General features: G+C 60.5%; 27 protein-coding genes. 16 read left to right on the top strand and 11 right to left on the bottom strand.

All coding sequences use genetic code 11. The features are described 5' to 3' along the window. Positions 1-162: 162 nt before the first annotated feature. The 6 genes from AC4CWF_RS13220 to AC4CWF_RS13195 all read right to left on the bottom strand — a co-directional run bounded on the left by AC4CWF_RS13220 (position 163) and on the right by AC4CWF_RS13195 (position 6,681). Positions 163-441 (bottom strand): hypothetical protein, encoded by a 279-nt coding sequence (locus AC4CWF_RS13220; RefSeq protein WP_491282108.1) that lies wholly within the window; start codon positions 439-441, stop codon positions 163-165. A 169-nt stretch (positions 442-610) separates the two neighbouring features. Further along, complete coding sequence (locus AC4CWF_RS13215) at positions 611-2,305, bottom strand: GGDEF domain-containing protein (RefSeq protein WP_491282107.1); 1,695 nt, start codon at positions 2,303-2,305, stop codon at positions 611-613. Positions 2,306-2,523: 218 nt separating this feature from the next. Continuing rightward, positions 2,524-3,786, bottom strand: a complete 1,263-nt coding sequence (locus tag AC4CWF_RS13210) for a DUF2254 domain-containing protein (RefSeq protein ID WP_491282106.1) — start codon at positions 3,784-3,786, stop codon at positions 2,524-2,526. A gap of 90 nt (positions 3,787-3,876) precedes the next feature. After that, a complete protein-coding gene (locus AC4CWF_RS13205; protein WP_491282105.1) occupies positions 3,877-5,982 on the bottom strand; it encodes a S9 family peptidase in 2,106 nt (701 codons plus the stop codon). A gap of 83 nt (positions 5,983-6,065) precedes the next feature. Then, a complete protein-coding gene (locus AC4CWF_RS13200) occupies positions 6,066-6,398 on the bottom strand; it encodes a type II toxin-antitoxin system YafQ family toxin (protein WP_491282104.1) in 333 nt (110 codons plus the stop codon). Next, on the bottom strand, positions 6,388-6,681 hold the full coding sequence (locus AC4CWF_RS13195; RefSeq protein ID WP_491282103.1) for a type II toxin-antitoxin system RelB/DinJ family antitoxin: 294 nt from the start codon (positions 6,679-6,681) through the stop codon (positions 6,388-6,390). The genes AC4CWF_RS13200 and AC4CWF_RS13195 overlap by 11 nt, the downstream gene beginning before the upstream one ends. Positions 6,682-6,880: 199 nt before the next feature. On the opposite strand from AC4CWF_RS13195, the gene AC4CWF_RS13190 reads away from it, so the two are divergent. Further along, positions 6,881-7,270 (top strand): DUF930 domain-containing protein, encoded by a 390-nt coding sequence (locus AC4CWF_RS13190; RefSeq protein ID WP_491285396.1) that lies wholly within the window; start codon positions 6,881-6,883, stop codon positions 7,268-7,270. 76 nt (positions 7,271-7,346) lie between these two features. On the opposite strand, the gene AC4CWF_RS13185 is transcribed toward AC4CWF_RS13190, so the two are convergent. Beyond that, positions 7,347-8,513: an AI-2E family transporter gene (locus AC4CWF_RS13185; protein ID WP_491282102.1), complete on the bottom strand. Its 1,167-nt coding sequence runs from the start codon at positions 8,511-8,513 to the stop codon at positions 7,347-7,349. A gap of 67 nt (positions 8,514-8,580) precedes the next feature. After that, the gene (locus AC4CWF_RS13180; RefSeq protein ID WP_491285395.1) at positions 8,581-9,450 is read right to left on the bottom strand and encodes a VOC family protein; all 870 of its coding nucleotides are present in this window, start codon (positions 9,448-9,450) and stop codon (positions 8,581-8,583) included. Positions 9,451-9,650: 200 nt separating this feature from the next. Between AC4CWF_RS13180 and AC4CWF_RS13175 the strand changes: the two genes are divergently transcribed. The 5 genes from AC4CWF_RS13175 to AC4CWF_RS13155 all read left to right on the top strand — a co-directional run bounded on the left by AC4CWF_RS13175 (position 9,651) and on the right by AC4CWF_RS13155 (position 12,167). Continuing rightward, the gene (locus AC4CWF_RS13175) at positions 9,651-10,061 is read left to right on the top strand and encodes a universal stress protein (protein ID WP_491282101.1); all 411 of its coding nucleotides are present in this window, start codon (positions 9,651-9,653) and stop codon (positions 10,059-10,061) included. Between the two features lie 175 nt (positions 10,062-10,236). Continuing rightward, positions 10,237-10,905, top strand: coding sequence for a PAQR family membrane homeostasis protein TrhA (trhA, locus tag AC4CWF_RS13170; RefSeq protein ID WP_491282100.1), 669 nt, complete (start codon positions 10,237-10,239; stop codon positions 10,903-10,905). Positions 10,906-10,993: 88 nt separating this feature from the next. Continuing rightward, positions 10,994-11,497 carry a GNAT family N-acetyltransferase gene (locus AC4CWF_RS13165; RefSeq protein WP_491282099.1) on the top strand — a complete coding sequence of 168 codons (504 nt, stop codon included), beginning with the start codon at positions 10,994-10,996 and terminating at the stop codon, positions 11,495-11,497. A 104-nt stretch (positions 11,498-11,601) separates the two neighbouring features. Then, positions 11,602-11,868 (top strand): type II toxin-antitoxin system ParD family antitoxin, encoded by a 267-nt coding sequence (locus tag AC4CWF_RS13160; RefSeq protein ID WP_491282098.1) that lies wholly within the window; start codon positions 11,602-11,604, stop codon positions 11,866-11,868. Further along, positions 11,865-12,167: a type II toxin-antitoxin system RelE/ParE family toxin gene (locus AC4CWF_RS13155; protein ID WP_491282097.1), complete on the top strand. Its 303-nt coding sequence runs from the start codon at positions 11,865-11,867 to the stop codon at positions 12,165-12,167. Before AC4CWF_RS13160 ends, AC4CWF_RS13155 begins: the two co-directional genes overlap by 4 nt. A gap of 19 nt (positions 12,168-12,186) precedes the next feature. Here AC4CWF_RS13155 and msrB read toward each other — a convergent pair whose 3' ends face one another. Next, on the bottom strand, positions 12,187-12,594 hold the full coding sequence (msrB, locus tag AC4CWF_RS13150; protein WP_491282096.1) for a peptide-methionine (R)-S-oxide reductase MsrB: 408 nt from the start codon (positions 12,592-12,594) through the stop codon (positions 12,187-12,189). Positions 12,595-12,785: 191 nt separating this feature from the next. On the opposite strand from msrB, the gene AC4CWF_RS13145 reads away from it, so the two are divergent. The 10 genes from AC4CWF_RS13145 (at position 12,786) to AC4CWF_RS13100 (ending at position 21,653) form a co-directional block, all read left to right on the top strand. After that, positions 12,786-15,173, top strand: a complete 2,388-nt coding sequence (locus AC4CWF_RS13145) for a putative monovalent cation/H+ antiporter subunit A (RefSeq protein ID WP_491282095.1) — start codon at positions 12,786-12,788, stop codon at positions 15,171-15,173. After that, positions 15,170-15,589 (top strand): Na+/H+ antiporter subunit B, encoded by a 420-nt coding sequence (locus AC4CWF_RS13140; protein ID WP_491282094.1) that lies wholly within the window; start codon positions 15,170-15,172, stop codon positions 15,587-15,589. Before AC4CWF_RS13145 ends, AC4CWF_RS13140 begins: the two co-directional genes overlap by 4 nt. Further along, positions 15,589-15,966, top strand: coding sequence for a Na+/H+ antiporter subunit C (locus AC4CWF_RS13135; protein ID WP_491282093.1), 378 nt, complete (start codon positions 15,589-15,591; stop codon positions 15,964-15,966). The genes AC4CWF_RS13140 and AC4CWF_RS13135 overlap by 1 nt, the downstream gene beginning before the upstream one ends. Before the next feature lie 18 nt (positions 15,967-15,984). Continuing rightward, a complete protein-coding gene (locus AC4CWF_RS13130; protein WP_491282092.1) occupies positions 15,985-17,550 on the top strand; it encodes a Na+/H+ antiporter subunit D in 1,566 nt (521 codons plus the stop codon). Continuing rightward, the gene (locus tag AC4CWF_RS13125) at positions 17,547-18,020 is read left to right on the top strand and encodes a Na+/H+ antiporter subunit E (RefSeq protein WP_491282091.1); all 474 of its coding nucleotides are present in this window, start codon (positions 17,547-17,549) and stop codon (positions 18,018-18,020) included. The genes AC4CWF_RS13130 and AC4CWF_RS13125 overlap by 4 nt, the downstream gene beginning before the upstream one ends. Then, positions 18,020-18,397 carry a cation:proton antiporter gene (locus AC4CWF_RS13120; protein WP_491282090.1) on the top strand — a complete coding sequence of 126 codons (378 nt, stop codon included), beginning with the start codon at positions 18,020-18,022 and terminating at the stop codon, positions 18,395-18,397. Before AC4CWF_RS13125 ends, AC4CWF_RS13120 begins: the two co-directional genes overlap by 1 nt. Then, positions 18,394-18,729, top strand: a complete 336-nt coding sequence (mnhG, locus tag AC4CWF_RS13115; protein ID WP_491282089.1) for a monovalent cation/H(+) antiporter subunit G — start codon at positions 18,394-18,396, stop codon at positions 18,727-18,729. Before AC4CWF_RS13120 ends, mnhG begins: the two co-directional genes overlap by 4 nt. Before the next feature lie 417 nt (positions 18,730-19,146). Continuing rightward, positions 19,147-19,575 carry a Ros/MucR family transcriptional regulator gene (locus AC4CWF_RS13110; RefSeq protein WP_491282088.1) on the top strand — a complete coding sequence of 143 codons (429 nt, stop codon included), beginning with the start codon at positions 19,147-19,149 and terminating at the stop codon, positions 19,573-19,575. A gap of 655 nt (positions 19,576-20,230) precedes the next feature. Continuing rightward, a complete protein-coding gene (locus AC4CWF_RS13105) occupies positions 20,231-20,758 on the top strand; it encodes a helix-turn-helix domain-containing protein (protein ID WP_491282087.1) in 528 nt (175 codons plus the stop codon). Then, a complete protein-coding gene (locus tag AC4CWF_RS13100) occupies positions 20,751-21,653 on the top strand; it encodes a DUF6456 domain-containing protein (RefSeq protein WP_491282086.1) in 903 nt (300 codons plus the stop codon). Before AC4CWF_RS13105 ends, AC4CWF_RS13100 begins: the two co-directional genes overlap by 8 nt. A 4-nt stretch (positions 21,654-21,657) precedes the next feature. On the opposite strand, the gene AC4CWF_RS13095 is transcribed toward AC4CWF_RS13100, so the two are convergent. Together AC4CWF_RS13095 and AC4CWF_RS13090 are read right to left on the bottom strand one after the other, a co-directional pair. Further along, positions 21,658-22,092, bottom strand: coding sequence for a SufE family protein (locus AC4CWF_RS13095; RefSeq protein ID WP_491282085.1), 435 nt, complete (start codon positions 22,090-22,092; stop codon positions 21,658-21,660). A 179-nt stretch (positions 22,093-22,271) separates the two neighbouring features. After that, entirely contained in the window at positions 22,272-22,697 is a 426-nt protein-coding gene (locus AC4CWF_RS13090; protein ID WP_491282084.1) for a DUF5330 domain-containing protein, read from the bottom strand. Positions 22,698-22,706 lie beyond the last annotated feature (9 nt).

Raw genomic sequence — 22,706 nt, 5'->3', positions numbered from 1 at the left:
GCCATCCGAACATTTTTTGGGGCGGGGCGCCTGCAAGGCCGATCCCGGGAGGGGCGCAGGCGGGCTGCAGGCCGGATATGGGGGCTATGAGGTAGAGATCGACCGGAAAAGAGCCATAAAGGCCGCCTGCGCTATCGCGCCACAGGCGTGCCGGTTGCGCGATCAGAATTCCGAGTAGACGTCCTCCACCTGCTCCACAGAGGGAGCAGGAGCCTGGAGAATGCGGGAGGTATCGTGCGGTTCTGTTCCGGCACGCGCGTTTTCCACCATCCACAGCGCGTTCGACAGCGAAGAGGATAAAAGCGTGCTGCTGCCGGTCAGGGCTGAGGCGGAACGTTTGCGCGTCTCCGGCTGGCTTTGTGCGGGTTCTTCGGTCCGGCGGTCGATACCGTAGGTTCGTCCGGAATATCCATACCCGCTCAGTCCGCTGTCAATCTGCATGGCGGTCTGTCCGTGGTTGTTATCGTTAAGAATGTGTTAACTGATCAAGCTTGCGCGAGGCTTGCGACATCTCGCAAATGCGAGAAAGCGGGCATTGACAGGCAGCCGCTTCTGACGGTTGCCGGCGCCTGCTTCGCCGCGACGATGGAGTTTTAAAAAAGGTCGCGCCTCAGCCAGACGCCGCAAGGGCGCCTGCCACATCGCTTTCGGCCATCGCCAGGGCCGGCACGACAGAAAGCGTCGGGCCAGGTGCCGGCGCGCCGTCGCCATGGATGCGGCAGCAGTCGCGTCCATCGGCCTTGGCCCGGTAAAGCGCGACGTCTGCGGCCCTGACCGCCTCGTCAATCGTTGTCGCGCCTTCGGTCGAGAGGAAAATACCGGCGGAGAAGGTGAGCGCCGGGCAGTGATTGCCGGAAAGTCTTGTGTCAGCCAGTCGGGCCTTCCACTCGGCGCACCGTTCCTCCACCTTTTGGCGGCTGGTTTGCGGCATCACCACCAGAAATTCCTCGCCGCCCCAGCGGAACACGCTGTCTGAGGGATCGAGGCTTTCCTGCAGCATGGCAGCAAACACCTTCAGCACGTCGTCGCCTGTCTGATGGCCGAAGCGATCGTTGAAGGATTTGAAATGGTCGATATCGACGATGGCAATCGCCAGAACCGCATTCGGCTGCTCTGCGTCCGTGGTGGCGCTGAGTGCCGTCTCGGCACGATGCTGCATCAGCGGCGGCAGAACCTCCTGCGCGTGGCGGCGGTTGTAAAGCCCGGTCAGGTGGTCGCGGATGGCCTCTTCCCGCAACAGCGCCTGCAGGTGCAGATTGTCGGACAGTTTCAGTTCCAGATCGCGCGACAGGTCGGCGAGCCGCGTCTGGTCTGCCTTGCGCAGCGAGATATCGCGCATGACGATCATCCGCCCGCCGATGCGCCCCCAGGGCCGCAGCGAATGGCAGGAGACCTCGTAGGTGCAGCCATTCCCGCCAAGCGTCAGTTCGTGACGCTCGCCATCGTCCTCGGTCATGGTCTTCAGAAAAGCAGCGATTTCCGCCGGCTCGTGCAAGAACTTGCCGATTGGCTGCACGGGAATACCCGGCAGGCTTGCCGCTGCCGGGTTGAGTTCCAGAATGCGGCCCGCCTCATCCAGCACGATCACAGGATCGGGCAGAACGGCAAAAATCGCATCGCGGCCGATGGGTGGCAGCACAAAAAGCCGGCCGAACAGCTGCGCGCCCAGCATGAAGGCCCCGGTTCCGGCAAAGATGAACGGGGTCGGATCGTCATCGAAGATCATGAAACCATAGGCGGTGTAGGCGATATTGGCAGCAAGCGGCAAAAGTGCCGATACCAGCAGCGCCCAAAGCTGCCACTGGTGAATGCCGCGCGACCGCAGGGTCAGCACAATGCCGGAACAGCAGGAAATCGCCATGGCCGTATAGGCCAGCGCTTTCGCGACCGAATAGAGCCAGCCATGGCGAAACAGCATGGTTTTGGGGTCGAGCAGCTCGATATAGAGGCCGTGGTGCCAGTCGTTGGTCAGCGCCATGATGCCGAAGAACGCGCTGATCGCGCCAAGCGCGATGAGGTGCCAGCCCTTTTCCGATTCACGGCCGCGTGCATAACTTAAAAAACTCAAGGACCAGAAGAGTGGCGTGCCCATGATGCCGAACCAGGCAAGCTTGGAGGCCAGGATATGGGCCGCAAGATCTTCACTGCCGTGCCGGTATAGCACACATCCGGTCCACCACAGGGCCATCAGGATGGACAGGGCAAAGGCCTTGCGTCCGGGCGCATTGGGCGCCCGCACCGTGCCGATCATGATCAGCACGCCCATGACGATCACTGCTGCCAGCAGTCCGATCGATACACTCAAAGCTTCAAACCCCTGCCCTTGCACCAGTCCTGCTTCGGACGATGCGTTCCTGCGCTATACCACGGCATGCTGAATCGTGCATGTCTTCTTGCGCTTTTGCCAATAGAAACATCGGCCTTACGGATGGAAAATGGCACAGTCTGTTCCGCAACGGCACAAGGAAAGCGCTGTTGTCGGGGCGTCAGGAGGATTGTGGGCGGGTGCGGCGCGAAGGGCGCTCAGTTGTGGTTGAAAAGCCGCGCGTATTCGTCCTCGATCCTCTTTCGATCCTCGCCGAAAGTCAGCGATTCGCGCGCCCGGGCAAGGGCGGAGGCGGCCATGCGGCGGGCGGCGGCGCTGGCCTGCGCCGAGGAATGGGCAGAAATTGCCGCCAGCGATTTCTGCAGGCGGATTGCCACTTCGAGAAGTCCCGCGCCATCACGCGATATCGGCATGAACGCGGCCTCCATGAGGTCGTCTTCGGCAATATCACGGAGATAGATGCGCTCATGGAGAATTTTGGACGGTTCTTCGGGGCCGGTGTCGGCGGCCATCAGCCGTGTCAGCGTGGCCAGCACATCGATGGCCGTGCCGGGATCGTTGATGCCAGGAGATAGCGCCTTCGAGCCGATTTCCGAGAGCGCGATCAGGGCAAACCGCGGGTCCTGGTCAAAGGAGCGGCGGTTGCCGATGGTGAAGGCGGAGGCGATGCGGCCGGGCACGGTGTCTTCCAGCGTGCGGCTTTTGTCGCTGAGCGTCAGGTAGGCGATGGGCACCGTCGGGTCGCAATGGCTGCCGGGCCGGCGCTCCACGTGAAGGGTCGCATCGAGTTCCCCGGCAATATCCGAGAGGGTCGCGATGTCGAGATGCTGGAGATAACCGATGCGCGGATGGTAGATGGCAATTGCACCGACAGCGGGCGGTGTCCACGGATTGGCGCCAAAAATCAGGGCGGCACGATAGGCGCTGAACGCCTTCTGCGCGGCTTCCTCGACGCGCGAAATGGTTTCGCCCATGCGCCCGAGGCCTGCCAGATGATCGATCCAGCGCAGAAGCGTCACGACGATCAGCGCCACCATGATGAGCGTTGCGATAAACAGCACAAAACGGCCGCGCTCGCCGTAAAGTTCTGTATTCAGCGCAATCAGCCCGACCAGTGAAAACAGGAAGGCGCCGAGAAAGGTGGAGAGCGCCCGCTGCGCCGTGCGGTCTTCCAGAAGCAGGCTGGTGGCGCGGGGCGTTGCGGCATCGGCGGCCGCACTCGTTGCCGAGACAAGTGTCGTCAGCGAGAACGTCGTGACGGCCAGCATGCTGGACGCGATGATCGACAAAATGCTGTCGACGGCGCTGGAACCGAAGGTTCGCGGCAGTTCATCCGGCAGGTAAGGCGCGATCCAGATGGCGGCAAGCGCCGAGACCACGCCGAACAGGCAATAAAGCGTTGCGGTGAACCACAGCCGCCGCATCATGTGCGAGATGAACCACCACTGCCTGGAAAACATCGGATCTCCTCGCCGCCTCAGCCGTCTCGGCCGACTATCGCGATGGCGAAGATTTGCCGCCATCGCGAGGTCTTGATCATCATGCCGCCCTTACATGCGGCCCGCCATCTTGATGGCGAAGGCATATTCGAAGGCGATTTCCTCCAGCCGCTGGAAACGGCCGGACTTTCCGCCATGACCCGCCGCCATATTCGTCTTCAACAGGTAAGGGCCGGCGTCGGGTGCCTTGTCACGCAGTTTCGCCACCCATTTCGTCGGTTCCCAATAGGTGACGCGGGGGTCGGTCAGGCCGGAAATGGCGAGGATAGGCGGGTAGGATTTTGTTCCTACGTTGTCATAAGGCGAATAGGCGGCAATCCATTGATACTCTTCGGCCGAGTCGAGCGGGTTACCCCATTCCGGCCATTCCGGCGGCGTCAGCGGCAGCGTATCGTCGAGCATGGTGGTGAGCACGTCGACAAAGGGGACGGCTGCGATAATGCCGGCAAACTTTTCCGGCGCCATATTGGCAATTGCGCCCATCAGCATGCCGCCGGCCGAACCGCCCTCGGCAATGATGTTGTCGTAGGCAGTAAAGCCTTCCGCCACCAGATGATCGGCCGCCGCGATGAAATCCTTGAAGGTGTTTTCCTTCATTTCCATCTTGCCGTCTTCGTACCAGGAAAAGCCCTTGTCCTTGCCGCCGCGCACATGGGCGATGGCATAGATGAAGCCGCGGTCGGCCAGCGACAGGTTGGTTGTCGAAAACGATGCGGGAATGCTGATGCCATAGGCGCCGTAGCCGTAGAGCAGGCAGGGCGCGGAGCCGTCGAGCTTTACGTCCTTGCGATAAAGCAGCGAGATCGGCACCAGCGCGCCATCATGCGACACTGCCATGACGCGGCGCGTGACGTAATCGTCCGGGTTATGGCCGGAGGGAACCTCCTGCGTTTTCAACAAGGTACGCTCGCGCGTTGCCATGTTGTAATCGTAAAGCTGCGAGGGTGTCGTCATCGAAGAATAGGAAAAACGGATGACGTCGGTGTCATATTCGGCAGCGCCGGAAAGGCCGAGCGAATAGGCTTCTTCGGCAAAGGCGATCGAATGTTCCTCGCCGCTTTTGCGGTCGCGGACGACGATGCGCGGCAGGCCGTCGCGCCGTTCCAGCCAGACGAGATGGCGGGCAAAGGCCATATGGTTGAGGATGAGGCGGCCCGGCTCGTGGGCCACCAGATCCGTCCAGTTTTCCTTGCCCGGCGCATCAAACGGGGCCTCGACGATCTTGAAATCCTTGGCGCCATCGGCGTTGGTGAGGATGTAGAAGACATCGCCGCCCTCGGTCATCGAATATTCGATACCCTCTTCGCGCTCGGCCACCAGAACAGGCTCGGCGGTCAGATCCTTGGTGGAGAGAATGCGGTATTCAGACGTCTCGTGGTCGTGGATGTCGATATAGATGACATCATCGAGCAGCGAGCCGCCAACGCCCATGAAGAAGCCCGGATCGGTTTCCTCAAACACCAGCCGGTCGGCCGATTGCGGTTCGCCGACGATGTGGTGGAAGACTTTTGACGGACGGTGGTTCTCGTCCTGCAGCGTATAAAAGAAGCTCTTGCCATCGGGCGCCCAGACGCCGCCGCCGGCGGTGTTTTCGATGACATCGGGCAGATCCTCTCCGCTCGAGAGATCGCGCACCCGCAGGGTAAAATATTCAGAACCCTTGTCGTCATAACCCCAGATGCCGAAGGCATGGTTGGAGGAATGGTCAATGCCGGACAGGCGGAAATAATCCTTGCCCGTGGCCTCACGGTCGCCGTCGAGCAGCAGTTCGCGGTCGCCGCCGTCGCGCGGCGTGCGGAAATAATGCGCCTGCTCGCCGCCGGTGACATAAAGCGTGCCATAGGCAAACGGCCCGTCCTTCATCGGAACCGACGAATCGTCTTCCTTGATGCGGCCCTTCATCTCCGCAAACAGCGTCTTCTGCAGGTCTTTCGTATCGCCAAGGGCCGCCTCCATATAGGCGTTTTCCGCCTCCAGATGAGCGCGGATCTCCGGGTCGAGCAGGCTCGGATCCTTGAACATCGCCTGCCAGTTGTCGGCGCGCATCCAGGCATAATCATCCGTGCGGGTCATGCCATGGTGGGTATCGCTCACCGGCTTCTTCGGCGCAATCGGAGGGGAAGGGAGGTTCTGGAAAACGGCTTTGGAACGGGCCAAGGGACACTCCGGCATCTGGGGAACAGGAGAGCCAGAGATAGGCGGGGCGGGGGCGAAGGGCAAGGCGCGATCGTGGGACACGACTATTCGAAGAGTTCCGCATGGCTTCCGGCACGCGTAAACACGACAAGATTTTTTGTCTCGTCAATGGTGTAGATCAGAAGGAAGTCGCCGCCCACATGACATTCGCGGTGATCGGCGAAATTGCCGGTCAGCGCGTGATCCTTCCACTCGGCCGGCAATGGTGCAGCATTGGCGATAATCAGCAGCATGACCTCGCGAAGCTGTGCCATGTTATAGCGCCCCGTTCGCTCCAGCCTCAGCCAGTCTTTCTCGAAGCTTCTGGTGAAATCGGATCTTCGCGGGATCCGCGCCCGCCGGGATTTAGGACCCCCACTTTGCGGATCAGGTGGCATTTTCGCCGTTTTCGGTGGAAGCCTTGAGAGACGCGAACAACTGATCGTCGCTCGTAAAACCGGCACTGCCGGATGCCTTGATGGCCCGTGCCTCTTCCATTGCCGCGATGGTCTGCGGATTGGGGCGAGCAAGCTCAAGGGGAAGCGCCTTTTCCCGAGCAATCCGGGTCAGCGTCATGCGCATCACATCGGAAATCGTCAGCCCGAGACTGTCGAGTACAAGCGCTGCCTCTTCTTTCAGCGAGGGATCGATCCGGGCTCGGACATAGGCATTGGCAGCCATGATAGCCTCCTTGTGAATAGAGGCCATATGTAGCTCAATTGAGCATCATATTCAATCGATGATCCCGCCGTTGCCATGAGTCGGCGGCGGGGCGGGTGAACAAAAACAGGGTAATTCTCGTCATGGTGGGTGGTCAATCGGCCCTACCTTTCCTAGTTTCCCCCACGTCCGACCTCTATTGGATGAGAATGCCATGACAATGACCGCGAGGATCGTCGCTCTGACGATCGTATTTTTTCCCGCCCTTCAAGCCCATGCCATCGATAGCAGCATCGTGCGCCAGCTGGATGCGCTGACACCAGAGGAGCGGCGCGAGCAGCGTTGCGACATCGAGGCGATGAACCGGATCGCCAAGGAAGCGGACGGTTTCAAGCCCGACAAGGTGATCGCCTATACGTTTGGCGATACGATCGAAAAGGGTGACCTGATCCGGGCGCCGGGTGCCGTCTTTCGCAGCGGCGGCAACTGGTATCGCCTGAAATACAAGTGCCAGACGGCCAATGATGGTCTTGCCATCACCACGTTCGACTACAAGCTGGGCTCAAAAATTCCGCGCGAGCAGTGGCCGGAATATTATCTCTACGATTGAGATTTTCCGACCGAATACGAAAGCCCGAGGATCCGGTCGGATCCTCGGGCTTTTCTGTTTCTGTCGTCTGCGCCGCTCAGTCCGGCAGTTGCGGCACGGTCTTGCGGTCTGGAAACATCTCGTGGAACATCGTCATGACAATCAGCGACAGCGGCAGCGCCAGCATGGCGCCAACGGCCCCCCACATCCATGTCCAGAACAGGATGGCGACAAAAACCACGAAAGGATTGATTTCCCACTGGCGGCCCATCACGGCGGGAAAAGCAAGGTTTTCCATGATGAGATGGACCATGAAGAAGCAGATCGCCGGCAACAACCCGATCATCAGCGTATCATGCACGAGGATGCCGGCAACCGCGACGGAAAACGTCATGACGGTGATGCCGAGAAAGGGGATGAAGCTGGACAGAAAGGCAAACACGCCCCAGAGAATGGGCATGGGCAGGCCGCCGGCATAGGCGATCAACGTCATCACCACGCCGAGGCCGAGATACATCAGGCTGGCGGTTGCGAAATAATAACCGAGCACTTCTTCCACCGCATTGAAGATGCGGATGGACAAAAGCCTCTGGCGACGGGTCGGGAAGGCCATGATGATGGTGCGGCGCAGTTTCAGGCGCCCATAGAGGAAGAGCAGCAGGGCTGCAAAGAAGATCAACCCCTGCACGATTGCCGGCGTCAGGTTTGCCGAGACAACACTCAGCACGTTGCCGCTGTTTTCCAGGAGCTTTTCCATCGACATCGGCCCGCTGTTGAACGTGGCCGGCGTGATGTTCAGCCAGTGGTGTTTTTCGAGGAAGGGCGTGATGCGGGCAAAGGTCTCCTCCACCACGCGCGGCCCCTCGCCAATCAGCGTCGCCACCGGTTCGGCGAGCGCATTGACGAGCAGGAAGAGGCAGGCCATCACCAAGGTTGACAGGATGAGCGCAATGCCGAAACGGGGAATGCCGAATTCCCCCATGCGCTCGGCCACCATGCCAAGGATCATGCCGATGACGATGGCAAGCGCCACGGGCTTCAGGATCAGTGACAGCTGATGAACCACGGCAAAACCGATGATGAGGAAAATCCCGATCACCGCCCAGGCCTTGGCCACTTCCAGCGCATCTCGGCCCAGCGGCATAAATTCGGTTGCATCGGCGCTGTAGCCGGCAATCTCGTCCTGTCGCGCACCTTCATGCTCGATCGTGCGTCGCTTGGCTTTGCCGTTTTGCCTGGCCACGCGGGCCGCTGTGGTTGTCATATTCGCTATCCCCTTTGCGCGGCATCAACGCGCGAGGGTTGCAGCGGTTCCAGCGGGAAATGATGCGTCAGGCGGCAAGTGTCAGGCCGATGCCCCAGGGATCGGAAAGCGTGATGCCAGCGGCAGTCCGGGAGGTGGCGATCTCCAGCTTTTCCAGGCCCTGCAGCGCCGTTTCAAGCGCTGCCGCATCGGTAAATTTCAGCGTGTAATCGGAAAGGCCGCTCATGCTCTTCTGGCGCATCCCGGCACCCCGGCTGTTCCAGATGTTGGCGGCGAGGTGATGGTGATAACCGCCGGTCGCGAAAAAGCTGGCGCCCGGATAACGTGCCATGATCTTCAGGCCGAGCACATCGCGGTAAAAGGCATCGGCGTCTGCCACATTGCCCACCTGAAGGTGGATATGGCCGATGGCAGTGCCGGGCGCCATTCCGCTCCAGCTTTCCTTTTTGGCGCTGTCGTAGAGCGCCTGCAGGTCCAGCCGCTCGGTCGCCATCGCAACCATGCCATCCGGCTGATAGTTCCATTCGAGCGGCGAGCGATCGCGGTAGATCTCGATGCCGTTGCCTTCGGGGTCGGAGAGATAGATCGCCTCGCTCACCAGATGGTCGGAAGCGCCTTCGAGCCTGATACCTCGGTGGACGGCATGGGCAAGCCAGGCGGCAAGTTCTGCCCGGTTGGGCACCAGGAAAGCGGTGTGGAAAAGGCCGGCAGCTGTTCGTGGCGCACGGGCAATGCCGGTGCCGGTGGAAAGCGTCAGAAGCGGCACGCCATCGACACCCAGAACCAGGCCGCTTGGGCGTTCCTCCAGCAGCGAAAGCCCGATGATGTCGCGGTAGAAGGCGCCAGTGCCGGCAAGATCGGTCACCACCAGATGCGCGCCCTCCACATGGGCGGGGCGGGTGAGGGCAAAGGAGGGCGTTGCTGCGGCAGTCGTCATCTTGCGGATCTCGCTATTCTCAATCATTGCCACCACTATGCACGCGCCGTATCGTTCACGAAAGATCCGGATATGGCGACATCCCGTTCGCAAAAAGAGAACGATCTTCTGAAACCCGCAATCCTTGACGATTTGACCTGCCTCAAGGCGCCCGCACGTGTGGCGTGAGAAACATCCTGGCACACTCCAGGGAGAATGCCATGTACAGTTCCATCATCGTTGCCATCGATGTCGCACAGTTGGACAAGGCCGAGCGCCTTGCGGCAAAGGCCGCCATGCTCGCGGATGCCGGCGCAAAGATCACCCTTGTCAACGTGGTCGAGGAAGTGCCGGGTTATCTCACCATCGATATCCCCACCGACCTGATGGGGCAGGCGCGTGCCGATAGCCAGGCAAAGCTCGGCGCGCTGCGTGACAAACTGGGGCTCGATGCGCAGATCGAGATACGCCAGGGGGCACCGGCGCACGAGATTCTGGCCTCTGCCTCCGCCAATAAGGCCGATCTCATCATGCTCGCATCGCATGTCCCGGATTTTTCCAATTATCTGATCGGCGCCACCGCCGACCGCGTCGTGCGTCATGCCAAATGTTCGGTTCTGGTCGAGCGCTGAACGTAGCAGATGATCCGTCCGTGACGCCTGTATGAAGGAAATCTGAACAGGCTGTCATGCGGATTTGAAAAGTCGTAAACGCTCATAACGGAATGTGATGGCGCCGATGGCGCCGACCCGGTTGCGTCTTTTTGCCCTTACCTTCATGGTGGGCGGCAAAGGAGACCGGGCATTTATGAGCGACCTGCTGCGATTCGGACGAGCCTATGATTTTCACGAGATCGTCGCCGATGGTGTCGTGCACGGCGTTGGCATCGTGTTTGCGCTGATCGGCGCAACCGCGCTCATCTTCTACGCGACGCTCTGGTCAAGCCATGGCGAACTGTTTGCCGCCTGGACCTATGGCATCGGGCTGGTGCTCTGCCTCTCGGTGTCGTTCACCTATAATATCTGGCCGCATTCGCGCACCAAATGGCTGCTGCGACGGTTCGATCATTCGGCGATCTTTGTGCTGATTGCCGCGACCTATACGCCGTTTCTTGAGCGTGGCTCGTCGGATCCGCTGGTCTTTGCCATGCTGATCTTCGTCTGGGCGGTGGCGCTGTTCGGCATCACGCTGAAATGCGTCTTTCCCGGTCGTTTCGATCGGCTGACCATCCTGCTTTATCTCGGCATGGGCTGGAGCGGCGTGGTGGTCATTTCGCCGCTGTCGCAGCAACTGCCCTCGATCACGCTGTGGCTGATCGTTGCCGGCGGCATCATTTATTCGCTCGGCGTGATCTTTCACGTCTGGGAACGGTTGCGCTTCCAGAATGCCATCTGGCACGCCTTCGTCATTGCCGCCGCCGCCGTGCATTATTCGGCCGTCGTCACCTGTTTCAGCCTGCCGTCGCCCAGCATCTGACCGAGCTTGCGCGGCAGGAGACGGCACTGGACGTCTGCGCCGACTGTCTGCTATGGAAGACGATACGTTTATTATAGTGGATTTTCAAATGGCAGCCGAACTCCTTCTGCGGGACGCTGAAGACGCGGATCTTCCCGCGATCCGCGACATCTATAATGATGCAGTGGCGAATACGACGGCGATCTGGAACGACAATCTTGTCGATCTTGCCAACCGACAGGACTGGTATGCGGCGCGCCTCGCCCGCGGCTTTCCGGTTCTGGTGGCAGAGGTGGACGGGCAGATTGCCGGCTACGCCTCCTATGGCGACTGGCGCGCGTTCGAAGGTTTTCGACACACGGTGGAACATTCGGTCTATGTCCATAGGGATCATCGCGGTGCAGGCCTTGGCAAGCAGTTGATGCAGGCGCTTGTGGCGCGGGCGGAAGCGGGCGGCATTCACGTGATGGTCGCCTGTATCGAAGCGCAAAACAGCGCCTCCATCCGCCTGCACGAAGCCTTGGGCTTTCGCACCGCCGGCACGTTTTCCGAGGTGGGCACCAAGTTCGGCCGTTGGCTGGATCTCACCTGCATGGAAAAGCGGCTGGGGTGATCAGGCGGGTCGGGGCAGCGACGGGAACAGGTCCGTTCTGTCCCGGCGTTACAGCGCTTTGCCAGCCTTGTTTTGAGTGTTATCGTGTCCGTCAGGAGCATCCGATGAGCATCAAGGCAGACCTTGGCCAACCTCTGGAAGACTATGTCGCGTCCCTCGTCAGCGAAGGGCGTTTTCGATCGCGTGACGAAGCGCTTCAGGAGGGTGTCCGGTTGCTGGAGATGCAGGAAAAGCGTCTTTCAGAGCTTGATTCTGCAATCGCAGAAGGCCTTGCCGACGCCGATGCCGGGCGCGTGACATCCTCTGCGGATATGCGGGCGCATTTTCGCGCGAAACTGCATCCGGGCTCTCGATCCACGACATCGCGATGAAGGTCGTCTTTTCAGATCGTGCCAGGGACGATCTGGACGCGATCTGGCAGGCTATTGCGGCAGAAAATTCGGTCCGTGCGACAAGTTTTGTCGAAGAACTGATCGATCTCGGTGAATGCCTCGCCACCATGCCCTATCGCTTTGCCTTGGTGAGGCGCTATTCGGCAAAAGGCATCCGCCGCGCTGCCCATGGCAATTACCTGATGTTTTACCGGGTGCTCGATAACCGTATCGAGATCATCCACGTGCTGCATGCGGCCCGCGATATCGACCGCATGCTGTTTGGGGAAGGCGAGTGAGCCTCTTCGTGAGCCGGCATCACACCGGCTCGAACACCATCGAATAACCGTTGATGCAGTAGCGCAGGCCGGTCGGGGGCGGGCCGTCGGTGAAGACGTGGCCGAGATGGCCGTCGCAGGAGGCGCAGCGGATTTCGGTGCGCACCATGCCATGGCTGATGTCGCGCAGTTCCACCACGGCATCCGGCGTCACCGGCTCGAAATAACTCGGCCAGCCGCAGCCGGAATCAAACTTGGTGTCGGAGATGAACAGGGGCTCGTTGCAGCCGGCGCAGCGGTAAAGCCCCTTGTCCTTGCTGTTCCAATAAGGGCCGGTGAAGGCCCGTTCCGTGCCATGTTCGCGCAGGATGCGGTATTGTTCCGGGCTCAACTGTTCGCGCCAGTCCCGATCGCTCTTGATAACCTTCGGCGTTTTGATATCCGACATGGAGCACTCCTTTGTTTCCCCGGATATAGGCGTTCACATTGTCATCAAAAAGGGTGGGCGGATGTCGTTTTTCGACAACAAAGCGTTGAGACTGACAAACCCATGCCTTAAGTAGGGCTCTCTTGTCTCGGCCTGGGTGCGGAGATGTATAACGGGTGCGAAGGCGCCGACAGGAGGATGATATCGCCGCAATGACCTTGGTATGTCTGTTCCTGCCATTCATCGCGGCTGTTGCTGCACCTCCTCTGACGCGCGCTCTTGGCGCAAATGCCGCCTGGCTACTGGCGCTGGCGCCGGCTTTATCTTTTTTCTACTTTGCCGGCTATCTGCCGGAAATTGCGGCCGGTGAGGTGGTCACGGGCGGTTATGCCTGGGTGCCCAGCCTCAATCTGTCATTTTCCTGGTTTCTCGACGGGCTGTCGCTGACATTTGCCCTTCTCATCACCGGCATCGGCACGCTGATCGTGCTTTATTCCGGCGGTTACATGAAGGGCCACCCGCAGCAGGGGCGGTTTTTCGCTTTCATCCTTCTCTTCATGGGCGCCATGCTCGGCGTCGTCGTCTCCGACAGTTTCCTGATGCTCTTCGTCTATTGGGAGCTGACCTCGATCACCTCCTTCCTGCTGATCGGTTTCGATCACACGCGGGAAGCCGCGCGCCGCTCGGCGTTGCAGGCGCTGGTGGTGACAGGCGGCGGCGGGCTCTGCCTGCTCGCCGGTCTCATCTTCATCTGGAACATCACCGGCGTCACCCAGCTGTCGCTCGTCGTCCACCAGGGCGAGCTGATGCGCCAAAGCCCGTTTTATCTGGCAGCGCTGCTGCTTGTGCTCGGTGGCTGCTTTACCAAGTCGGCGCAGTTTCCCTTCCATTTCTGGCTGCCGAACGCCATGGAAGCGCCAACGCCCGTTTCGGCCTACCTGCATTCCGCCACCATGGTGAAGGCCGGCGTCTATCTGCTGATGCGGCTCAACCCGACACTTGGGGGCACACCCGCCTGGGAAATTCTGCTGCCCTTCTTCGGCGGCGTGACGCTCATCGTCGGTACGGTTCTCGGGCTTCGCCAGACGGACCTGAAGCTGATGCTCGCCTATACGACGCTCGCCTCGCTCGGGCTTCTGGTGATGCTGACCGGCTTTGATTCCGAACACGCGATTTCCGCGGCCGTGCTTTATCTGGTGGCGCATTCGCTGTTTAAAGGTGCGCTGTTCATGGTGGCGGGCCTCATCGACCACGAGGCCGGCACGCGCGACGTGACCAAACTGTCAGGTCTTGCGAAAGCCATGCCGATCACCTTTGCGGCCGCCCTTCTGGCGGCGCTGTCCATGGGTGGCCTGCCGCTGTTCTTCGGTTTTCTGGCCAAGGAAGAGATCTATTATGCGCTGGCCGGTGGCGATTTGCGCTCGATCCTCTTCACCACGGTCGCCGTTGTCGGCAACGGGTTGATGTTTGCGCTGGCCTTTGCCGTGGCGCTGAAACCCTTTCTCGGCAAAAAGGTGGAAACGCCTAGACATGCCCATGAAGGCCCGGTTCTGCTGTGGCTTGGCCCGCTGGTGCTGGCCGTTCTCGGCCTTGTCAGTGGCGTGTTTTCAACCATTGCGCATCGCTTCATCTCCTCGCCGATGGCGAGCGCCGTGGAAGGTGCTGCAACGCAAGTGACGATTTCCACCATCCCCCATTGGGGCGCACCACTTGCCCTGTCGCTGGTCACGGTCGCCTTCGGTCTCCTTACCTATCTTCAGCTTTCGCGTATTCGCGCCCTGATGGTGCGCTTCATCGATGCGCTGGGCCCGGGGCCGGATCGTGGTTTTGATGCAGCGATTGCCGGGCTCGTCAAGTTTTCGGTTGCCGTCTCGCGTTTCGTCCAGCCCGGTCGGCTGGAAGTCTATGTGACCGCGACCTTCATTCTTCTGGCGCTGACGCTTCTCGTGCCGCCCTTCGTTTACGATGAACTGCCGGCAATGCCGTCTTTCCCCGCCGATGTGATGGTGCAGGAATGGGCGTTCTTTGCCATCGCCCTTATCGGCCTTGTCGCCGTGCTGCGCGCCAGCAACCGGCTGACGGCGATCGTCTCGCTCGGCATCCAGGGCTTTGCGGTGGCCGTTATCTTCCTGCTGTTTGGCGCGCCGGACCTGTCGTTTACGCAGTTCATGGTGGAAACGCTGTCGGTGGTCATCCTCGCGCTTGCCATGACGCGGCTTCGTGTGCTGCCAACCGACCACCGGCCGGTCCGCCAGATGCTGGGCGACGCGGTGATCGCCATTTCCTGTGGCATTGGCTTCATGCTGCTGTTGATGAAATCCGTCGAAGGCGTTTTTGACACGCGGCTCACCGATTTCTTCAATACCTATTCCAAGGTCATCGCCCACGGCGCCAATGTGGTGAATGTCATCATCGTCGATTTCCGCGGCACGGACACGCTGGGCGAAATCGCCGTGGTGATGGTGACCGGCCTTGCGATCCTTGCCCTCATTCGTGTCCGCGTCGGGGCGATAAAACCTGCCGATAACGATCCGGATGCTCCCGATCCGACACCCAAGCCGGCCGGCACCGTTGCGATGAACGAAGGAGCGCGCCCATGAACACGCTGATCTTTCGCACCGTCGCTCCTTTCCTCACCGCGCTGATGCTGGTCTTTTCGGTTTTCGTGCTCTTGCGTGGCCATAACGAACCGGGCGGCGGCTTTATCGGCGGGCTGATTGCAGCCTCCGCCTTTGCCATTTACGGCATTGCCTATGGCGTGGCCGCCGTGCGCCGCGCCATCTGGTTTCATCCGATGTCGGTTGCCGGTTTCGGCCTTCTTGTCTCGACGCTGTCCGGTTTCCTGTCGATCTTTGCCGGCGTGCCGTTCATGACCGGTCTCTGGATCTATCCGCATTTCTTCGGCGTCGAAATCGCGCTGTCGAGCGTCATGTCCTTCGATATCGGGGTTTATCTCGTTGTGGTCGGGGCCATCACCTCCATTGCGCTGGCACTGGAAGAAAAGGAGAGCGACTGATGGAGTTTCTTGCCGCAATCCTCGTCGGTGCGTTCTTTTCGGCCGCCATCTATCTGATGTTGTCAAAACATTCGGTGCGCATGCTGCTCGGCATCGCCATTCTCGGCAATGCCGTCAACCTCTTGCTGTTTACCGGCGGACGGCTGACGCGCGAAGTGCCGCCGATCATCGGGGCAGGCATGGATACGCTGCCGGCCGGTGCCGCCAACCCGCTGCCGCAGGCGCTCATCCTCACGGCCATCGTCATTTCGTTTTCGTTCTTCGCCTTCCTCTTGGTGCTGACCTACCGCGCCTATCAGGAACTCGGCACCGACAATACCGACGAGATGCGGCTTGCCGAGCCGAAGGATGATCCCATGCCGCCCATCGGCTACTGAGGAGGTTTTCAGACACCCATGGCCTCCACCACCTCGACGCCTGTCGATCTTTCCCTCGCCTTTGTCATGACACCGCCTCCGCTCGGTGACTGGCTGGTCATTCTGCCGCCGGCCCTGATGATCGGGCTTGGCGCCGTGCTGATGATGATGCGCCATTCGGTGCGTCTGCATGGTTTTGTCGCCGTGCCGGGTCTGACACTTCTGGTGCTGCTCGATGCCCTTCTGTTGTGGAAGGTGTCGGTGGAAGGGCCTGTGACCATGGTGATGGGCCGCTGGCTGCCGCCCTTCGGCATCGCTTTTACCGTCGATGTCTTCGGCGCGCTGATGGCACTGGTCTCTGCCGTCGCCGCCCTTGCCGCAGGCATTGCAGCACTTTCCGATATCAGCGCGACGGGCCGCCGTTACGGTTTCTTTCCCTTCCTGATGCTGCTGATGGCCGGTGTCTCCGGCGCCTTCCTGACGGGGGACCTGTTTAACCTCTATGTCTGGTTCGAGGTGCTGCTGATCTCCTCCTTCGGCCTGCTGATCTTAGGCTCCGAGCGGGAGCAGATCGATGGCGCGCTGAAATATGCCGTCTTGAACCTTCTCGGCACCACGTTCTTCCTGATTGCCGTCGGTTATACCTATGCCATCTTCGGCACGCTCAACATGGCAGACCTGACGCTGCGGGCGCGGGACATTTCCGGCGCGCCGCTGATGACGCTGGGTGGCCTGTTCATTCTGGCCTTTGCCATGAAGGCTGCCGCCTTTCCGGTTAATTTCTGGCTGCCGGCCTCTTATCACACGCCGCGCATCACAGTGTCGGCGCTGTTCGGCGGTCTTTTGACCAAGGTCGGAATTTATGCGCTGATGCGGGTGATGATCATGCTGTTTCCGGTGCAGCATGAGGAGTGGAGCCTCGTCGTCGGCATGGTGGCGCTTCTGACCATGGTCTTGGCAAGCCTTGGCATGCTGGCGCAAAACGACCTGCGCCGTCTTGCCGGGTATGCCGTCATTCTCGGTATCGGCAATATGCTGGCCGGTATTGCGACGGGCACGGTGGCCGGTCTTGCCGGCGCCGTGCTTTACGCGCTGCATTCGATCCTGGCGATGACGGCGCTTTATCTGGTTGTCGGCCGTGCCGCCGCGCTGTCTGGGCATTTCACGCTGCAATCGATCGGCGGGATTTACCGGCGGGCGCCGGGTTTTGCCTTTGTCTCTCTCGCGCTCCTGCTGGCGGTTGCCGGCCTGCCGCCGTTTTCCGGCCTCTGGCCAAAGATCATGCTTGTGAAGGCCTCGATCGATATCGGTGCCTGGTGGCTGGCGGCGGGCATTCTCGTCTCCGGATTTCTCTCCACCATCGCGCTTGGCCGTGTGTTCCTCTTGGCCTATTGGCGCCCGGCGCCGGGTGGGGATGTCCCTGATGGGGCAGCGGAGCCGACCGGCTGGACATCCTTCGGCCCGATCCTTGGCCTTACCGCCATCGTCACGCTGTTCGGGCTCTTTCCGGAATGGCCGCTGGTGTTGTCGCAGGCAGCCGCCATCGGGCTGATGGAACCGGCTGCCTATATCGGCTCGGTCTTTCAGGGAGGTGTTGCCCCATGACGGCTTTTTCCATGAACGTGCTGTTTGCCGTCGTCTGGGTGGCGGTGAGCGGCAGCGCCACCTTTCTCAACTTCCTCTTCGGTTTCGTGATTTCCGCCTTTGCCATCGGCCTCATCCGCGAGCAGGCGCATGGCGTGAGTTATCTCGGGCGCATAAGGCGCATCCTGTCGCTGCTGATGCTGTTCTTCAAGGAACTGGCGCTCTCGGCGTGGAAGGTTGCGGTCCTTGTTACCCGGCCGAAGCTTGACGCCAAGCCCGGCATTTTTGCCTTTCCGCTGACGGTGGACCGCGATTTCGAGATCGCGCTTCTCGCCAACATGATCACGCTGACGCCGGGCACGCTTTCCATCGATGTCTCCGAGGATCGTCGTTTCCTCTATGTCCATGCCATCGACTGTTCCGACATCGAGGGCACCAAGCGCGATATCCGCGAAGGTTTTGAGGCCAAGATCATGGAGGCGTTCCGCTGATGACCGAACAGGCTCTGCTTGCCGTGGCGATCTGGATCGCCAATGCGCTGCTCGCGATCTCCTTCCTGCTGACGGTGGCGCGCGTGGTGCGCGGCCCGACCCTTGCCGACCGGGTGGTGGCGCTCGACATGCTTGTCGGCATCGCCATCGGTTTTATCGCGCTCATCGCCATCAAGACCGGCTTTGTTCTTTACATCGATGTTGCCATTGCGCTTGGGCTGGTCGGTTTCCTTGCTACGGTCGCATTTGCGCGGTTTATCCTCTCGCGCCGCACGGCCGACGAGGAGGGCGAGGCGGATAATCGGTCGATGGATGTCGATTCGGCGGGGTTTGATGTCAGTCGGCGTACCAAAACGACACAGGAAGGTCGCGGATGAGCTGGTTGTTTACGCTTCTGACAGTCATTCTGATTATTACTGGCAGTTTATTCGCGCTGATTGCGTCTGTGGGCCTGCTGCGGCTGCCCGACGTATTCTCCCGTATGCATGCGGCCTCCAAGGCCGGCACCGTCGGATCCGGCCTGCTGTTGATTGCGGTTGGCATTCATTCCGGGGATATATCCATATTTGTCAGGGCCTTGGCGGGTGGGGTGTTCTTCATTCTCACGGCCCCCATTTCCGCGCATCTGCTGGCGCGGGCGGCGCATAAGGTGGGATACGTGCTGCATCACTCAACCGTCGTGGACGAGATGAGAAACGGTCCCCCTTGAATATCAGAGGTCCTGACACATCTACTTCGCCGCCTTGAGGGCTGTCCGATAATCAATCAGTAAGTGTGGAAATAGCTCGCGCATCTCCACAATAGAACAAATACTTAAAGATTGTATTTGGACTTTGCGCCAAACAATGTTAATCGCATTTCAGTAGAGCACGAATATCGATGGCATTCGTTGTGTCTCTCGTGGCGAAAACGGCATCGTACGTGATGTCGGGAAGCAACCGGGAGGCCTTCGGGTGGTTGATGTTGCCGAAAACGTGGGAAAGTCCGCCGTATCTGTGGGGATCTAGGGGTGGATCCTTCTTCGTTCGCGAAGTGCGGATCACGGATCAGGGCTTTCCGGCGTCGCTTTACGGAGTTTGTGTGTCAAGGTGATACATGCTCCAGTGAATCGAACAGGAGATATGAAATGACAGAAACACTCGCAGTTAAGGGGTCGGATCTTCTCGTTGAACTGACCGCCGATATCGTTGCCGCCTATGTCAGCAACCACGTTGTGCCCGTCGGCGATCTCGCCGGCCTGATTTCCGACGTTCATGGCGCACTGAACAACACCGCATCGCCGGTTCAGGTTCCCGCCGCCGTCGAAAAGCCGAAGCCGCCCGTGCCGATCCGCAAGTCGATCGAAGACGACTACCTGATCTGCCTGGAAGACGGCCAGAAGTTCAAGTCGCTGAAGCGCCACCTGATGACCCATTACAACATGACGCCCGAGGAATATCGCGAGAAGTGGGGCCTGCCGTCCGACTATCCGATGGTTGCTCCGGCCTATGCGGAAGCCCGTTCGCGGCTTGCCAAGGAAATGGGCCTCGGCCAGCGCCGCAAGCGCGCCAAATAACTGCGCCCCAAATAACTGCGCCCCAAGTAACTTCGTCCCAGGTCACTGCGGGCAAAGTCACTGCAGGCCAGGGTTTTCAGGTCAAGTTCCTGCAGGACATGTGCTTGCGGGACAAGTCACGCGAGACGGCGTGACGGAAGGTGAGGGCGTGCCAAGGCCGCCACATCTGAACCGGCCTGGATCTTGCCGCCACATCAAGGTCACCGGCGCTGAACATGCGCGGTGATTGAAAACCATGCAGCGTGCGAAGTTTTTCGCACGTTTCGCACGTCTTCGGCCCATCTGCCTTAAGGCGCATGATGGGTGCGAAGCCAGCGGCCAGACTTTTCGACGGTCGTCCGTGCGGCACTCCTTCCCGCGTCCCACGCTTCCAGCCACCATATGTCTGCCGGCACCAGACGCCTGAACAATATCCAACCGGCGTTCGCGGCCTTATCCCCTCCCGCATATCCAGCCCCGCCTTCCGCGCATCTCGCCTCCCGGGATATTTTTGCGCGTGATTGTTTCATCAGGGGTGAGGAAAATAATCCCAGAATTTTTGCGCGTAACATCAAAAAACACACCAAAAACAAGTGGAAGTGTCCGTGTTGGGCTTTCGCTCATCCCCCATCTGCGCATAGGGTGTATGAATTAATTCCTATTAGAGGAGTTGTTCATGTCTTTTGAAACCAAAAGCGGGCCTTCCCCCGCAATCATCCCAGCCGGGCCCGGCCGTTATCCGGCCTCTTCGCCCAATGACGCGGGTGCCGCCCTGTCGGCCGCTGTGCATCAGCCGGACGGCCATTGCGGCGATCCGGCAGCTGCCGCCGACAGCCCGGCACCGCATCCGGCATCGCAGCTCGCATCGCCTTCCGGCATGTCGCCGGTTCAGGCCTGCGGCATCGTGCGCCATCTCGTCGACGAGTTGCTGATGCTGATCGGCGACCGCGTGCAGATGCGGCGCGACCGTCGTCGGGCGCTCTGCCACATCCGCCAGATCGCCATGTATGTCTGCCACGTCTCGCTTGGCATAGCCCAGAGCGATATTGGCGAGGCGTTCGGGCGGGACCGCACCACGGTCGGCCATGCCTGCGGCGTGGTGGAGGAGAGGCGCGAAAATGCCGCTTTCGACGATTTCGTCTCCACCGTCGAGCGGATCGCCAACACCGTGTTTGGCCGCAGCGAGGTGCCGCGGCATGACTAAGGTGATTGCACGAACCACCGGGCAGATCCTGCCGGCAACCCGCCCGCTGCTGCGCCTGTTGCGCCAGCTTTCGCGCGGGTCCTGCGCCATCGAACCGGGCGAGACGCCGGCGCAGATTTTCCTCTGCGGCAACGGCGTCCGCCATGGCCATTCCCTTGACATCATTGAGGCGGCCGCCACCGCCGGTCTTGTGCAGAAGAAAGGGGAAAAACTTCTTGCGCGTCCGGAAACGCTGTCCTTCCTGCGGCGGCATCTGGGCGTTGGCGAGTCCGAAAACGTCGACGGGCGGGCAAAAACGACGGCGGGAAAATCGGCAGCGCGCGACAAGGGGATCGGCGGTCCTGCCGACGGCATGGATTTTGCCGGTCAGCATCGCGCCATCGTGTCCGATACGGTCGAGTTTGAGGGGGGCCGCGAAAGGGTGCGGCGCAACCTTCTGGAATCGCCACTCTCGGGCCTTGCGCGCTTGAAGGATCGCGAGGGCCGGCCGTTTCTTCCCCAAGAGGCCATCGAGGCGGGGGAGCGGCTGGCAGGCGATTTCGAGCGCGGCCATCTGCAACCGAAGATCACCGCCAGTTGGGAGCCGCGTTTGTCTCAACGTGGCAGGGGCGAGGCGGGCGGCAAGGTGGATCTCACCGAAAGCGCCATGGCGGCAAGAGCCCGGGTCACCAGGGCCATCGAGGCCATGGGGCCGGAACTCTCCGGCGTGGCGCTTGATATCTGCTGCTTTGAAAAAGGCCTGGAACTGGTGGAACGCGAGCGCGGCTGGCCGGTGCGCTCGGCAAAACTGATGCTGCGCACCGCGCTTCTGGCGCTTGCCCGCCATTATGCGCCGCCGTCCACGCCCCGCTTCAACCACAGCTGGGGTGCGGAAGGGTTTCGCCCGCAGATGTAAAACCTCAGGCGGGCGCCGACAGGCGGGCCTCGTCGCGGATGCGCTTCACCATGGAGCGCAGGCCGTTTGCCCGCTGGGAGGAGAGGTTTTCGACAAGCCCGATGCGGTTGAACGTGTCGATGACATCATAAGTGGCAATCTGCGAGGCGTGCTTGCCGGAATAGGCGGCGAGCACGATGGCGACGAGGCCGCGCACGATATGCGCATCCGAATCCCCCTCGAAGGTCAGCACCGGATCTTCCCCATCACCGTGATGGGAGACGAGCCAGACCTGGCTTGCACAGCCGTTGACCTTGTTCTCCGCCGTCTTTTTTTCGTCGGCGAGGTCAGGCAGCGCCTTGCCCAGCTCGATCACGTAACGGTAGCGGTCTTCCCATTCCTCGAGATAGGCGAAATCATCGATGATCTGGTCGATGCCGGGGGTGGAAGGGCTCGTCATGAAGGGCTCCAGCTTTTGTCCTGCACGTCATGCATCAAGGCCGCATGACGTGGGTGTCACGTCCTGGCCCGGTGTTTGCCGCAGCATCGGCCGCCGGGCCTTCTCCTCCATATAGGGGCGAGATGGCCGGACGAAAACGAAAAACGGAGATTGGACGCAAAGATTGACGGGAATGGCTGTCAGTGCAGCGGGCGGCTCAGCGGCACCGGCACGGAACCGGTTGCCAGTCCATCGTCAGTGGCAAAATTCTGGTTGCTCACCAGTTTGTCCGGCATCGGCTGACGCGGTGAGGTCTTGCTGTTCACCACCGGCGCTTCAGGCTCATTGCCTGAAAACTGGCTGTCGAGGAACCGGAAGGCCACAAGCGCGCCTTCCTTGGCGCGGTAACCGAGCGCGGTGAAGGTTTCCGAGCCCTTTTCGCAGACATCGGGTTTTTCGACGCAGATGGCGCTGATGTAATGATAGGCGTCGGTGACAGCGGAAAACGTGTCGGAGAGGGGAACCGGCTTTTGATCGGGCGCGGCGATATGCGGGTTCGTGCTGAAATAGGACAGCACCACCAGACCCATCGCAAAAAACACGCTACCCTTGATCAGGAACCACATCTGCCTTTA

The organism is Neorhizobium sp. PAMB6630, from assembly GCF_058242775.1.
The sequence above is the reverse complement of the archived record's forward strand: the minus strand, read 5'-3'. Positions and strand labels throughout refer to the sequence as shown.